Below are 15,853 nucleotides of genomic sequence, written 5' to 3'. Positions count from 1 at the left end.
ACAAAAAATATAAGCGACTAAACTATTCAACCCAAATTAAACAGCTATCCCCTAAACAACAAAAAACAACTTGTATACTTTGAATTCGTTATCTGCAACAAGTAAATCCAAAGTTAGTATCTTTAACTAAAGTTTCACTTGCTTTACTCTTTAACGAATTCTGTTTCAACTTATGACGCGCGCTCTTATTTTTTGTATTTGTTTTTTTATAAGCATCACTGCTACGCTAAGTGCCCAGAAAAAAAATTATACCGCTATGTGGCAAACTATAGAACAATTAGAAATTGATGGCAAAGTGAGCACCGCACTTGAAAAAGTTAACGAGCTTCACAAAAAAGCGACACAGCAAAAAAACAAGGTACAGCAACTTAAAAGCTTACTTTTTCGTTGGAAATTCATGCAAATAGTGGACGAAAAGTCGCAAGTAATTATACTTAATGAGGTAAACGCAGAAATTACGAAACAAGCTTTCCCTAACAAACAGCTATTACATATGTATATGGCGCACTTTTTAGAAAGCTATTTAAATGACAATTATTGGCGTATTAATGAACGAACAACTACCGAAGATGCTCAATTAAAAGACTATCAGACTTGGGATATAAACACTTTTCTAAATCAAATTAGCCTTAATTATCAACAAGCATTACTCCCAGCACTAACCTTGGCCGATGTTCCTACCAAAACTATTAGTGAATTACTGGTTACCGTGCCTATTTCGCGAAAATACAAACCTACCGCTTATGATATTATAGCCCATAAAGCCCTTAAATTTTACAAAAATAGTAGGAACCGAGCTCACACGCCTAAAGATGAGTTTTTAATAAATACAGCAGCTTATTTTACTAATTCTTCCACTTTTGTGGGAAGCAAGTTAGGCACCACAGATACCAACTCTTTACTATTTAAAGCGCTTAGCACCTACCAGCAACTCGAAAAAATACATTCGCAACAAAAAAGCACTACCGCTTGGGTAGAAAATGCGTTGGAAAGACTTGCCTTTGTAAAAGCAAATCATATTGGAAACACCACAGAAACACTTTATTTAGAAAGTTTACAAAACCTACGAAAAGAATTTTCTAAAGCTAAAGATATGGCTACTATTGACATCAAATTAGCGCAAGCCTACCGCGATCTTTCCTTTGCCAAAAATGAAGATGGCAATTTTAAATACCCAGACTACAACCAAAAAGCCTTAGACTTAATTGCCGGTATTGAAAGTCAAAAAGTAAACACACAAACGCTTATTGAAGCCAAAAATCTAAAAAATCAAATACTTCAAAAAAAATTGAATTGGTTAACACAGGATAAATACTTACCCAACCAACCCCATTTAGCTCAAGCCACATTCACTAATTGTCAAAATTTCACTTTAAATGCGTATCAAGTTCCTGTTGATTTTGAATTGAATCAAATTAGTTATAACAACAGGGATTCGCTCACCGAAGCCTACCTCGCCAAACGTAAATTACATTTTACTAAAACCTATAACCTTCCCCCAAAAAAAGATCACAATACCTACAGTACCGAAGTGAGCGTACCTCAACTTCCGTTAGGAAACTATGTTTTTCGTATACAAACAGACAGCTTAACTACTAGCTTTAAATATCATCATGTAAAAGTAACTCGCATTGGCGTAAATAAAACGAACTTAAAAAACAGCAATCGTTACCAAGTAACTGATCGCTATACCGGTGAACCTTTGGTGAATGCTGCAGTTCGTATAAAAACAGAAATTGATCGTCGTAATAAAAAATATACCACAGAAAACTACACTACCGATCAATGGGGTAATTATGAGGTGCAAAAAAAGAATCATTATCAAAGCCAACAAATTAGGATAAGTACCGCAACAGACACCTTACAATTTTCGGATTATGTATATAATAATGAGCGGGACAAAGATTATCTAAGCGAACAAAATGATTACCGTTCTAAAACACTACTTTTTTTAGATCGCGCTATTTACAGACCAGGTCAAACCGTTTATTTTAAAGCCATTGCCGTTAGTGAAGAAAATAAAAAAAGTACCGTAATTCCAAATCAAAAGATACGTATTCAGGTTAGCGATACTAACAACGAAAAAGTACATACCACAGAACTTTATACTAATGAATATGGATCCGTCCATGGCGAATTTAAACTCCCCGAAACAGGTATCACAGGCAACTTTACTATTAGTGCTCTGATAGAAAATCCTAAGAATAGAAAAAGAAATTACAACGCAACTATTTCTTTTTCTGTTGAAGAATACAAACGCCCTACTTTTGAGGTTTCTTTTTTACCAGCTACTAAAATTTACAAACCTTTAGATAGTATTAAAGTTACTGGAAATGCCAAAGCTTTTTTAGGCACCGCAATTACTGATGCTACAGTAAACTATGCTGTTACCCGAACCACACAATATCGCGCCTATTGGTGGAGTAGACCTACCAGTAATGAAAGTAAACAAATCGCCGTTGGCGAACTTACCACTGACCATAAAGGAGATTTTGCAATTCGTTTTAAAGCAGAAACTGATGAAGCGGATACTAAGGACAAAATATACCATTATAGTATAGCGGCCAAAGTCATTGACCTTAATGCCGAAACACGTGAAGCAACTACTACGATAAAAGTAGCCGAGAAAAATTTAATAACTACAATTAATACTAGTGAAACATGGAAATCTCACGAATCAAACAACCTAAGCATTAACACCACCGATGTTAACGGAAACCCTATAAAAAGCAATGGCACACTCAAAATTTTTAAGTTAAAAGCACCCGATCGTTTTTTAAATGTACGCCCTTGGTCTGCGCCAGATATTCAAAATATTGATAAAAGCACATTTATTGAGCAATTCCCCCATATTCCTTTTACTAATGAGAATGATGCCCAAAACTGGCAAAAAGGAAGGAGTTTTTACGACCGTACTTTTAAAAATACGGATAACGAAACTATAAAAATTGATAATTTTAAAACCTGGCCTTCGGGTAAGTATTTAATTGTTGTTACCAGTGTTGATCCTATAACTAAAGCGGATACTAAAACCGAAAAACTAATCACACTCGAGCATATTGATCAACGTTTTCCTGCCGACAAACAACTGTTTACTCACCATGCAAAAATGGTTAATAACAATAGTTCCAAACTAGCTATTGATATCAAAACATCTGCCCCTAATTTGACCGCTTTTGTAGAAGTTTTTGATGGCGATATTTCTATTTCGAAACAAAAAATAGCTTTAAAAAAAGGGAGTAAATCAATTCTTGTTCCGCTTAAAAACCTAAGCTACACCAAGCTTACCGTGGTATATACCTATCAAATTTTTAATCATTTCTATACCACTCAAGATACTATTGATTTGAGTAAAAAACCCATCACTTTAAGTATTACCAAAAAACATTTTACCGATAAAATTACTCCTGGCGGTAAAGAAACCTGGAGTTTTAGCATTGAAAGTTCCGATAAAAAAGGCTTTAATGCCGAAGCCTTAGCCTCAATGTACGATGCTTCTTTGGATCAATTCAGAAAACATTCTTGGGCTACCAACTTTGGTTTTAATAGCTACACTCCGAGTCCGACATTGCCTTCGGACATGCAGCGGTTAAATACAACATCCATTAGTTTTAGACAAGCCATTGCCAGACTCAATTATCCTGATATCCCTAAAGAATACCTAAACCTTTTTGGCTTTGATTTTAATGTGATTAATTCTTGGAATTACCGAAAGTATTTGAGGGAATTGAAAAATAAAGTAAACCATCCTAAAAAAATAAAATTTAAAGACAGGGGAACAATAAGTGGTGTAATTTCTACTGATAACATTCCTCTGCCGGGGGTGAGCATTACAATAAAAAATTCCCAATTAAATACTGTTACTGATTTTGATGGAGAATTTAATATTGACGTTAAAGTTAATGACGTTTTGATAATTGAATACATAGGTTACATAAAAAAGGAAATTTTAATAAAAGGAAATACTAGTTATTTCGAAGTGAACCTTGAAGGAGATCACAATTCATTAAATGAAATAATAGTCGTCGGTTACGGTACTCATAAAAAAAGTGAATTAACAGGAGCTGTCACCAACAGCATGGCTCGTAAGTCACTACACACTCAAAAATCTTCAATGATGCTTAATTCGTCTGAAGATTTAGAATTAGAAGAAGATGAAGAAATAGGCTTTTCCAGAAAAAAACCTCCCCTACCTGAAGAAGAAAAACAAGCTTCAGAAAAAATTGAAGACCTAAAAAACATCCAAGCCCGAACTAATTTACAGGAAACGGCTTTCTTTTTGCCTAATTTACGTACCAATAAAAAAGGGGAAATTGAATTTGAATTCACCTCTCCCGAAGCCCTTACTCGTTGGAATTTTAATTTACTTGCTCACACCCCGCAAGCCATATCGGGCACCTTCAATGCTCAAACACTTACGCAAAAAGAATTGAGTATTATTCCTAACGCTCCTCGTTTTGTACGCGAGGGAGATAGTTTACGTTTTACTGCTAAAATTGCCAATCTGACCGACAACTCTATAAAAGGAACGGCACTACTCGACTGGACCGATCCTACTAATGGAAAAAACATAAACAAACAACTACAACATGTAAACACTACGCAGCCATTTAATATTGATGCCAATGGCAATAGTGCTGTGAGTTGGAAAATTGCTATTCCTGCCGATTTATCTGCCCTACAATACAAAATTGTCGCTAAAGCAGGTAAATATACTGATGGCGAAGAAAAGATTATCCCTGTACTTTCCAACCGTATGCTGGTTACCGAAAGTATTCCTATTTGGGTACGTCCTGGCGAAACTGAGACTTACTCATTAACTAATTTTGAACCTAATAGCAGCACACAAAAACCGCATACCATTACATTAGAGTACACCTCAAATCCAGCATGGGTAGCTATTAAATCGCTTCCTTATTTAATGGAGTTTCCGCATGAATGCAGTGAGCAAACATTTTCACGCTTATATGCCAATACTATGGCGGCACATATTATTAATTCGCAACCAAAAATTAAAACTGTTTTTGATAGTTGGGCTGCTAATGGAAGTTTACAAAGTCCTTTAGAAAAAAATGAAGTCTTAAAACAAATTTTAATTTCGGAAAGCCCATGGCTACAACAAGCTAAATCCGAAACCGAACAGCAACAGCGTTTGGCCACACTTTTTGATATTAACAAAACAGCTCGAAATCAAGAAAAATCCATTAATAAACTACGTCAATTACAAAAATCAAACGGAGGCTTCCCTTGGTTTAATGGCGGTCGCGCTAATCCATATATTACCCGACATATTTTAATCGGTTTTGGGCATTTGGAAAAATTAGGCGTTACTCAACAACGTACAAAAACGGATAACATCGTTAAAAATATGATTCGTTTTTTAGATGCGGACTTACTATACAAGTACAACGAATACCTAAAATATCACAAAACTCCCGATGGATTTTTCAAGCAAGTGCAGTTACTTCATTTTGCTTACGCGAGAAGTTTTTATCTGGATCGCTTCCCCTTAAAGGGAGAAGTAAAAACGATTATTACTAAAGCTTTAACATTTCAAAAAACAGACTGGCAGTCACGCTCCATTTATCAAAAAGGTTTGCTAGCCTTAACATTACATCGTTTTGAAAAAAGCCCCGTTACGCAACAAATTTTAACCGCTTTAATCGAATCTGCCGTAAACTCAAAGGAAAACGGAATGTATTGGAAAGAAAACACCAACTCTTGGTGGTGGTACCAATCTGCTATCAGCACTCAGGCTTTACTTATTGAAGCTTTTAGTGAAACCAAACAACCTAAAAAATACATTGAAGAGCTTAAGATATTCTTACTAAAAAACAAACGTACCAACCGTTGGGAAACCACAATTGAAACTGCCGATGCCAGCTATGCTTTATTGTTACAAGGAACCGACTGGCTTTCACTAAAAGATAATACTAACATAACAGTTGGTGGAAATAAAATAGCCACCAAAAAATTGTTAGCTACCGAAAAAGAACAAGGTACAGGCTATTTTAAAACCCATTGGAATTCGGATGAAATCACACCAGATTTTAAAACTATTCGTGTTTCCAACAAAGGAAAAGTGACCAATTACGGTGGCTATTACTGGCAGTATTTCGAAGATTTAGATCATATTAAAACCGATGATAAATCACCACTAGCTATAGACAAAGAATTGTACAAAAAAGTGACCACCAGTAAGGGTACTGAATTAAAACGTATTACTCCTAGTACGCCATTACAAATTGGCGATAAAGTTACGGTGCGCTTATTGGTAAAAAGTGCTAACGATATGGAATTTGTGCATTTAAAAGACATGCGTGCCAGTGGTTTTGAACCCACAAAAGTACTATCTGGCTATGAATACAAAGAGCGTTTAGCCTATTACCAAAGTACCAAAGATGTGGCGACACACTTTTTTATTGACCGCTTGCCTAAAGGAACTTATGTATTAGAATATGATGTAATTGCCAACCAATCAGGTAGTTTTTCAAATGGCATCACCACATTACAGTGTATGTATGCTCCTGAGTTTAGTAGTCATTCTGCTGGGCAACGTATTCATATTTTAGAACAATAATTTCTTTATATTTAGAACTTTGAACCTAACTTAAAATAAATGCATTTTATAAAAACTTTTATTGTATTTTTTCTATTAATAAACTACATATCAACAGCTCAAACGATTAATAATCTGACATTTAATTTTAATGAGTGCGAAAACACAAATTATTCCAAATGCTTTAAAAAGAAAAATATTGCCGTTTTTTCAAAATTAAATAATCCTTCCATTGAAAAAACAAAATTTGAACAGAAAGTTAAACAATCGATACATAAATATATTACTGATCATATTGGACAAGAAATCATAAAAAAATTAAATTCTTCTGACACAAAAACCTTTGGATTAACATTTTGGATCAAAAGCTCTGGTAGAGTTAACACCAATCTACTAAGCTCAAATATTAAGGGAGAAAAAATATTTACAAAAAAATTAAAATTTCTTTGTTCAAAAATTCACTTTAATAAAAAAGACAATCCTCTGTTTAACGAATATTTAAATAAACAATATGTTTTTTTATCAAAAATCCGAAAGGACTCTACAAAAGGTGAAACTAATTATTCTCTTCATATATCCAATGAAACAAAATTGAACAATTCCTGTACATTACCTATTTACAGTGGATGTCATCAACTTGGTAAAGAATATTCTTTAGAAGAAAAATATAAAGCCGAGAGGAAATGTATTGAACACTATATCAATAAGCTCATTCAAAAAAAAATAAACACCCAAGTAATTTGGTCTACGGAAAAAAATTTAAACGATACGTACAATCTTTATGAAGCTAAAGTCACTACTCTTTTATTATTTAAATTTGACAAAAATGGAATACCCAGTAAGCCTTCTGCGCTAGGTATTCACCCTGATCTAGAGAAAGAGGTTTTGAGATTATTTAAATTTATTCCTAAAGCTACTTTCCCTGGCACATTTAATGGAAAACCAGTAGGTTTTAGTTTCAATTTACCAATAATATTTACAACTCAAAAAAAAGCAATCGTTTCAGACACTCAAAAAAATTCTTTTTAATTATTTTCGATTAAAAAAAACATCAGTCTTTAACAACAACTTGCCCGTTAACATCACTAAAAATCAAAATAAAAAGTTCACAAACATATAACAGATTCTCTTGCATTTCCTATTTATTATTTACTCTTTTTAGCTGGTGGGTATTTAGAAAGCACTTTTTGCATCATTACCCTAAAGAAACCTACTCTATTTTCTGGTGTTTGTTCCGAATTTTGTGTATCGTCAGCTTCGGCTTGCCAAAAAAGCTCATCCTTTTGGACATCAATAAAATCAACGGTTAATTGAACATGTTGATCTGGTCTGCCAAAGGGAATTGTCCCTCCTATACTAATGGGTCCGTTACCAACGCCTACTCCAACACCTGTTCGTGAAGGCGTTTGGTATTTGTGACTTTTAAAATTTACATAAACTTGAGGTGATTCCGATTTTGAAAATCCTTTTGCCTCAAGCGCTGTATCTGTGGCATCAAGTAAGCGTTTGGTATCCAAATCACTTAAGCCAGTTTTAAGGTCTGGATAATAATTATAGGTTTTGTATTTAGAAAAATCGGTTTTAGTATCATAATCATAAGCCACTCTAGGCCCCGAGCACGAAACTACTATTAAAACTAGGCATGTATATAAAAACTGTCTCATAACTTAAATTTACCATGATTTTGTCAAAAAGTAAGCCAAAAAAGTGACAATCTACTCGTCACAGCTGTTTTTATGATACTTTCAATGCCCATTACATAGTCTAATCTGAGTTCTGAACACTAATCAACAAAAACCCTGCTGTTCTTATGAATAGCAGGGTTTTTGATTATATTTATGTAATAGACCTTCCTTTTTACTGTAGCATTTTCCAAAGTTCATCCTTCAATTCAACCAAACCTTCTTGGGCAACCGATGAAATAAACATAAATGGTACACCTAAACTTTGCTCCATCTCTTGAGTAATTTCTGTTTTTAACTCATTGTCCAGCATATCTGATTTAGATATCGCTACAAAACGTTGCTTATCCAACATTTCCGCGTTGTAGCGTTTAAGCTCATCCAATAAAATATGATATTGCTCAACAATATCTGGTGCATCGGCAGGAATTAAAAATAACAATGTCGAATTACGTTCAATATGACGTAAAAAACGATGACCAATTCCTTTTCCTTCTGCTGCTCCTTCAATAATCCCAGGAATATCTGCTATTACAAATGATTGAAAATCTCTGTATTTAACAATCCCTAAATTAGGCTTTAGGGTAGTAAACTCATAATCCGCTATTTTTGGTTTAGCCGCTGTTAATACAGATAATAGTGTAGATTTTCCCGCATTGGGAAACCCTACCAAACCAACATCTGCTAAAACTTTTAATTCTAGGGTTACATCACTTTCCAATCCCGGAATGCCTGGTTGGGCATAACGAGGTGTTTGGTTCACACTATTTTTAAAATGCCAGTTCCCTTTACCTCCCATACCTCCAGGTAAGGCAACAATCTCTTGTCCTTGCTCAACTAGCTCAAACAATATTTCTTGTGTTTCTGTATCTCTTACCACTGTTCCCATAGGAACATCAATATATACATCTTTACCATCTGCTCCCGAGCTACGATTTTTACTTCCATGTTCACCGTGCCCTGCTTTTATGTGTCGTTTATACTTTAAAGGAAGTAATGTCCACATATTTGGATTAGCACGTAAAATAACATGACCTCCGCGACCTCCATCACCACCATCGGGTCCTCCTTTGGTAATGTATTTCTCTCTATGTAAATGCACTGATCCTTTCCCTCCGTTTCCAGAAGATAGGTGTAGCTTTACATAATCCACAAAATTCCCTTCAGTCATTTTTTTTATTTAGTAAATGGCACATAGCATTAGGCACTAAGCGTATAGTATTAAACAGGCAATCCAAAAACAACTAACCAAATATATCAGTTAGTACCAGTACCCTGTACTTATTTATAACAATGTATTAATTACTGTACTAATACGCTCCGTAATTTCTGGTATACTCCCCACTCCATTAATACCGTGATATTTATCTTGTTTTTCGTAAAAACCTTTTAAAATAGCAGTTTCGGCATAGTACACTTTTATTCGGTTTCTAATAATGCTTTCATCGGCATCATCGGCTCTTCCCGAAGTTTTACCTCGCTCTAATAAACGCTCCACCAATACTTCATCATCAACTTCCAAAGCAACCATTCCGCTCACTTCTGTATTTTTAGATTCCAATAACTTTGCTAAAGCCTCTGCCTGAGCTTCTGTTCTAGGAAATCCATCAAAAATAAAACCTTTTGCCGCAGCATTTTTATCAACTTCAGCGTTAAGCATATTAATAGTAACCTCATCTGGAACCAACTGGCCTTTATCAATATATGATTTAGCTAAAACTCCTAACTCAGTCGCATTTTTGATATTGTATCTAAATACATCACCTGTAGAAATATGTACCAATTGATACTTTTCTTTTAAAAATTCAGCTTGTGTTCCTTTACCAGCACCTGGAGGTCCAAAAAGTACTACGTTTGTCATTTATTTATTTTTAATGAATATTTAAGTATCAGCAACCAAATACTATACCTAAAAATTGATGATTACTATAAATTTTAAGAAACGCAAAGATAGTGATTTACCCGTTAAGCCTTGATGATTACAAAAAAACTCATCCTAAGTCTTATTCATTTATAAAAATATCGAATCCTAAACTTGTACTCAACCTTCAAAATTTTACAAATAAACAATTTACACTCCTGTTATATACTAAAAAAACATCGCTCTTTCTATGAACAAAGAACACCTATCAAATAATAAGCCCAATGAGAATAACTAATAGAAAATCATAATTTTCTTATTAATCCAAAAAAGTCAAGATGAGTTCAGCTTAGTACAAAAGAAAAAAGTAATTTTGCAGATTAAATCGCACGTTTATGCAACATTTCTTTTCATCTGATTTTACGTTAGGAATATTAGGAGGTGGACAACTTGGTAAAATGTTATTGTACGAAACTCGTAAATACGACATTAGAACTCATGTACTAGATCCTAGTAATGAAGCTCCATGTAAAATAGCTTGTAATTATTTTGAACAAGGTGATTTATTAGATTATGATACCGTTTATAATTTTGGAAAGCAAGTTGATATACTTACTTTTGAAATTGAAGCTGTAAATGTAGAAGCTCTTGAAAAATTAGAATCTGAAGGAAAAAAAGTATTCCCTTCTGCGGCTACATTAAAGAAAATTCAAAACAAAGGGAAACAAAAACTTTTTTATCAAGAAAAAGGGATCCCTACTGCTGATTTTATTCATTTTGACTCTAAGGAAACATTAATTAAAGCCTTACAAAATGGAGAAATCACCCCCCCTTTTGTCTGGAAATGTACCGAAGGTGGATACGATGGTAATGGCGTTAGTATTATAAAGCACATTTCCGATCTAGACAAGCTCCCTAATGCAGAGTGTATTGCTGAAAAGCTTATAGATTTCAAAAATGAATTAGGTGTTATTGTTGTACGAAATCCTTCTGGAGAAGTAAAAACTTATCCCGTTGTTGAAATGGAATTTCACCCCGAAGCAAATCAAGTAGAATATGTTATTTGTCCTGCTCGTATTAGTGAGGCAGTCACAAAAAAAGCTAGAGCAGTAGCTAAAAAAGTTTCAGAAAGCTTTGAGCACGTTGGCATACTTGCTGTAGAAATGTTTGAAACTAAAGACAACGAAATACTAGTTAATGAAGTTGCTCCAAGAACACATAACAGTGGACACTTTTCTATTGAAGCAAGCTATACAAATCAATTTGAACAACACTTACGAAGCGTACTAGATCTTCCGTTAGGCAACACAGATAGTAAAGTGGCTAGCGTAATGGTTAACCTTGTCGGCGAAGAAGGACATGAAGGAAACGTATGCTATGAAAATATAGCGAGCATTATGGCACTACCAGGAGTGACACCTCATATTTATGGTAAAAAAGAAACCCGACCATTTAGAAAAATGGGACACGTAACTATTGTTAGCCCCGATGTAAGTGAAGCTCGAAAAATAGCAGAAAAAGTAAAACGAACAATCAAAGTAATAAGTAGCTAAAGCGCTTATTATTTGCTAACTTAGTAAATCAATCACATAAAAATTAAACAATTAGATAATAAGTTATACAATTACGTATGGATAAAGTAGGAGTGATAATGGGAAGTAAAAGTGACTTGCCCATAATGCAACAAGCTATCGATTTTTTACAGGAAATGGCTATTGAAACTGAAGTGGACATTGTTTCCGCTCATCGTACGCCTGAAAAACTTATTGAATATTCATCAAATGCTCACTTAAGAGGAATTACTGTTATTATAGCTGGTGCTGGTGGCGCTGCTCACTTGCCTGGTATGGTTGCCTCAATGTCACCTTTACCGGTCATTGGTGTACCTGTTAAGTCAAGAAATTCAATTGACGGATGGGACTCTATTCTATCCATTCTACAAATGCCTGGAGGTGTCCCTGTAGCAACAGTTGCCCTTGATGGTGCTTTAAATGCTGGTATATTAGCAGCACAAATATTAGGAACAAAAAGTGATAGAGTTCAGAAAAGAATTTTAGATTACAAAAAATCACTAAGAGAAAAAGTGCTACAAACAGCAGATGAAATTAGTAAGTAAAACAAAGGTTATCTCGTAAATCAGTCACTGTACTTATTATATCTACCCCCTAGATAAGCTTTTGGTCCTGCAACTGGATAGTCTACAATAACCTTTATCAAACTACTACAATAAAAATCTTAAAAACTCATTGATTAATATCAGTTTTTATTTAAAAGTGGATGCTTTAACACATCCACTTTTTTTGGCTTCATATAATGAAAAAAAGTAACCAACTTAAATATTTACACAACCTTGAAGCCTTTACAAAAGTATGTTAACAACAGAGATAACAAATAATTAATTCTCAATTACCTACACAAATATCGATTAAATTCGTTTTTGTTAGACAAAAAGCATTTTTATGCTGTTAAAAGTTACCCCGATATTACATTCATCAAATATCAAGATTTTCTAATATTGAAAACCCCCTGTTTTCAGTGAAAATTAATTAAATTTTAAAATAATTAAATACACGAACAAACAACTCAATTTTAACAAATTAAATTATTCCTTTTCTCAAAAGTCATAAAGCAACCTCAACTTTTGCATATTCTATTTCAGTCAAAAAACACTATACCCAAATACATAATTGAAAATCAATGATATAAATATTACACGTACTATTATAAATTGTATTCTAAACTTAATTTATAACGACATATACTTAAGTTTAAAACACAATTAATTAATCCACAAAAAAAAAGCTATTCGAAATGAATAGCTTTTTTTACAAATAGGACCTTACTTTATGAAGAATAAATATTATTAACCAACTTAAATATATTACACAAAACTTCGTAAGGTCCGTTTTTTACACATTCAAATATAAGCTAAAGAATCAAACAAACAAGACAAAAAGCATTATTGTTCGACAAAATACATTAATTTATTTTTTTCAAACGTTTTAGTGTTTGATTTCACTTCTTATTTTTTCTAATTTACAACGAAAATTCGTTCAATAAAATTATTGCAACCTATATTTATAATTTTTTAACATCCGTAGAACTATATTTGTATAAAAAAGCATCTGATGAATAATCCTCTTTTAACTGTATTTGATAGCGCCCCTTTTTCTAAAATTAACGCATCACATTTTTTACCTGCTTTTCAAAATGCCATTGAATTAGCAAAAAATGAGATCGACCATATTTGCAAAGCAAAAGAACAGCCTTCTTTTAAAAATACTATTGAAGCTTTAGATTATAGCGGGGATCTTTTAAGTAGAGTTTCAAGCATTTTTTTTAATTTAAATAGTGCTGAAACAAATGATGAAATACAAAAAATTGCACAAGAAGTTTCTCCAATACTCTCTGAATTTAGAAATGATGTCACTTTAAATCAAATCTTGTTTCAAAAAGTAAAGCAAGTTTATGATACTAAAGAAAGTTTTAATTTAACTAAAGAACAACAACAACTCTTAGAAAAACATTACAAATCATTTACGCGAAATGGAGCACTTTTAGACAGTGAAGACAAAGAAAAGCTTAGATCAATTGACAAAGATTTAGCTCAAAAAACACTTCAATTTGGGCAAAATCTACTAGCAGATACTAATGATTTTGAATTGTTAATCACTAATGAAAGTGACTTAAAAGGCTTGCCAGAAGGAACTAAAGAAGCAGCTAAAAGCTTAGCTGAAAGCAAACAAAAAAAAGGTTGGTTAATTACCTTAGATTACCCAAGCTATATTCCATTTATGCAATATGCTGACAATAGAGATCTCAGAAAAAAATTAGCCATTGCCTTTGGAGCTAAAAGTTTTAAAAACAACAAATTCAATAATGAAAAGCTTATCAAAGAGATTGTTCATTTACGATTAAGTAGAGCTCAACTACTAGGTTATGACACACATGCACACTTCACTTTAGAAGAACGTATGGCTCAAACAGCTAGTAATGTATATGATTTTTCTAATGATCTTTTAAAAAAAGCCACCCCCGCAGCCAAAAGAGAATTTGAAAACCTTAGCAAATTTGCTAAGGAATTAGATGGTATTGATCAACTTCAAAAATGGGATAGTGCTTATTACAGTGAAAAACTGAAACAAAAATTATACAGCTTAGACGATGAAACATTAAAGCCTTATTTTAAACTAAACAATGTTTTAAATGGCGCTTTTACTATAGCAGGTAAATTATTTGACCTTACTTTTAAAAAGAACACAACTGCAGATACCTATAATGACGAAGTAACGGTATATGACGTGCATAATTCCAAAGGGGATTTTATTGCATTATTTTATACTGATTTCCACCCAAGGCCAGGAAAACGTGCTGGTGCATGGATGACTTCATATAAATCACAACAACTAAAAAACAATATTAACCACAGACCTCATGTATCTATTGTTTGTAATTTTACTCGACCTACAAACACAAAACCCTCATTACTTACTTTTAACGAAGTAACCACATTATTTCATGAATTTGGTCATGCGTTACATGGGATGTTAGCCAACACTACTTACCCTAGCCTATCTGGCACAAGCGTTTTTTGGGATTTTGTAGAGCTTCCTAGTCAAATTATGGAAAATTGGTGTTTTGAAAAAGAAGCCCTTGAAATTTTTGCACATCATTACGAGACTGGAGATCTCATACCTATGGAATATATTGACAAAATAAAGGAATCTGCTACATTCCACGAAGGTATGGCCACACTGCGCCAATTGAGTTTTGGCTTGTTAGATATGGCCTGGCACACTAATCCGCCTACAGGAGATTTTAGTGTTAAATCATTTGAAGCCGAAGCTTTTAAAAACACGCAATTATACCCAGATGTTTCAGAAAATTGCATGAGTACCTCTTTTGCACATATCTTTCAAGGAGGTTATTCTTCCGGTTATTACTCTTACAAATGGGCCGAGGTATTAGATGCTGATGCCTTTTCTTGTTTTAAAGAAAAAGGAATATTTAATCCCGAAGTAGCTAAAAAATTTAAGACAGAAATACTTGAAAAAGGAGGCACAGAACACCCTGCTAAACTCTATGAAAATTTCAGAGGCCAAAAGCCTACAAATGAAGCTTTACTTAAAAGAGCTGGTCTAGCGTAATTTAAAAGCAATATTTTACTACATTTGGTATCAATTTAAAAAAAATGGCTGAACATCAATTAGACCCCAACACATGGATAAAAAAGTATAGTGATTACCTATTCAACTATACTATTGTTCGTGTAGATGATCGAGAAATTGCCAAAGACATTGTACAGGAAACTTTTTTTGCAGGTTTACGTTCAATGAAAAATTTTAAAGGAGAAGCTTCCGAACGTACTTGGCTGATTTCAATTTTAAAAAGAAAAATCATTGATCATTATCGCAAAATAAATAGCAATAAAGGAAAAGCAGAAGTTCGAATGACCTATAATTCGGACTCCGAAACGGAAGGAGATTGGTTAGAAGAACGCGTAGCGGACCCTTATGCTTCCAATGCTGAAAACAAAATTGAGAATAACGAACTTGGAAAAGCCATACATAATTGTTTGGATAAGCTACCCGAAAAACAAGCCACTATTTTCAGAATGAAAACAATTGATGGATTTGACACAGAAACAATTTGTAATGAATTTAATATTACTGCGTCTAATCTATGGGTAATTATCCACAGAGCAAGGACTGCGATGGCTACTTGCATGGAAAAAAATTGGTTTTAATTTAT

The 15,853-nt window shown here is 33.6% G+C and carries 9 protein-coding genes; 6 read left to right on the top strand and 3 right to left on the bottom strand.

The window, feature by feature from the left end:
* Positions 1–256 precede the first annotated feature (256 nt).
* Both KQA_RS19565 and KQA_RS0209855 read left to right on the top strand, forming a co-directional pair.
* Positions 257–6,580 (top strand): alpha-2-macroglobulin family protein, encoded by a 6,324-nt coding sequence (locus KQA_RS19565; protein WP_010180632.1) that lies wholly within the window; start codon positions 257–259, stop codon positions 6,578–6,580.
* A 39-nt stretch (positions 6,581–6,619) separates the two neighbouring features.
* Positions 6,620–7,588, top strand: coding sequence for a biopolymer transporter TonB (locus tag KQA_RS0209855; RefSeq protein WP_010180630.1), 969 nt, complete (start codon positions 6,620–6,622; stop codon positions 7,586–7,588).
* A gap of 116 nt (positions 7,589–7,704) precedes the next feature.
* Here KQA_RS0209855 and KQA_RS0209850 read toward each other — a convergent pair whose 3' ends face one another.
* The 3 genes from KQA_RS0209850 to KQA_RS0209840 all read right to left on the bottom strand — a co-directional run bounded on the left by KQA_RS0209850 (position 7,705) and on the right by KQA_RS0209840 (position 10,102).
* A complete protein-coding gene (locus KQA_RS0209850) occupies positions 7,705–8,223 on the bottom strand; it encodes a DUF4136 domain-containing protein (protein WP_010180628.1) in 519 nt (172 codons plus the stop codon).
* A gap of 193 nt (positions 8,224–8,416) precedes the next feature.
* Entirely contained in the window at positions 8,417–9,412 is a 996-nt protein-coding gene (obgE, locus tag KQA_RS0209845; RefSeq protein WP_010180626.1) for a GTPase ObgE, read from the bottom strand.
* Between the two features lie 114 nt (positions 9,413–9,526).
* Positions 9,527–10,102, bottom strand: a complete 576-nt coding sequence (locus KQA_RS0209840; RefSeq protein WP_010180624.1) for an adenylate kinase — start codon at positions 10,100–10,102, stop codon at positions 9,527–9,529.
* 395 nt (positions 10,103–10,497) lie between these two features.
* Here KQA_RS0209840 and KQA_RS0209835 point away from each other — a divergent pair, with 395 nt between their 5' ends.
* The 4 genes from KQA_RS0209835 (at position 10,498) to KQA_RS0209820 (ending at position 15,848) form a co-directional block, all read left to right on the top strand.
* Positions 10,498–11,655, top strand: a complete 1,158-nt coding sequence (locus KQA_RS0209835; RefSeq protein ID WP_010180622.1) for a 5-(carboxyamino)imidazole ribonucleotide synthase — start codon at positions 10,498–10,500, stop codon at positions 11,653–11,655.
* A 77-nt stretch (positions 11,656–11,732) separates the two neighbouring features.
* The gene (gene purE / locus KQA_RS0209830; protein ID WP_010180621.1) at positions 11,733–12,218 is read left to right on the top strand and encodes a 5-(carboxyamino)imidazole ribonucleotide mutase; all 486 of its coding nucleotides are present in this window, start codon (positions 11,733–11,735) and stop codon (positions 12,216–12,218) included.
* Positions 12,219–13,230: 1,012 nt separating this feature from the next.
* Positions 13,231–15,249: a M3 family metallopeptidase gene (locus KQA_RS0209825; protein ID WP_010180618.1), complete on the top strand. Its 2,019-nt coding sequence runs from the start codon at positions 13,231–13,233 to the stop codon at positions 15,247–15,249.
* Between the two features lie 44 nt (positions 15,250–15,293).
* On the top strand, positions 15,294–15,848 hold the full coding sequence (locus KQA_RS0209820) for a sigma-70 family RNA polymerase sigma factor (protein ID WP_010180617.1): 555 nt from the start codon (positions 15,294–15,296) through the stop codon (positions 15,846–15,848).
* Positions 15,849–15,853: the final 5 nt, after the last annotated feature.

The organism is Aquimarina agarilytica ZC1 (assembly GCF_000255455.1).
Classification (GTDB): domain Bacteria; phylum Bacteroidota; class Bacteroidia; order Flavobacteriales; family Flavobacteriaceae; genus Aquimarina; species Aquimarina agarilytica.
Note: the sequence above shows the minus strand (reverse complement) of the source record. Positions and strands in the feature narration are given on the sequence as shown.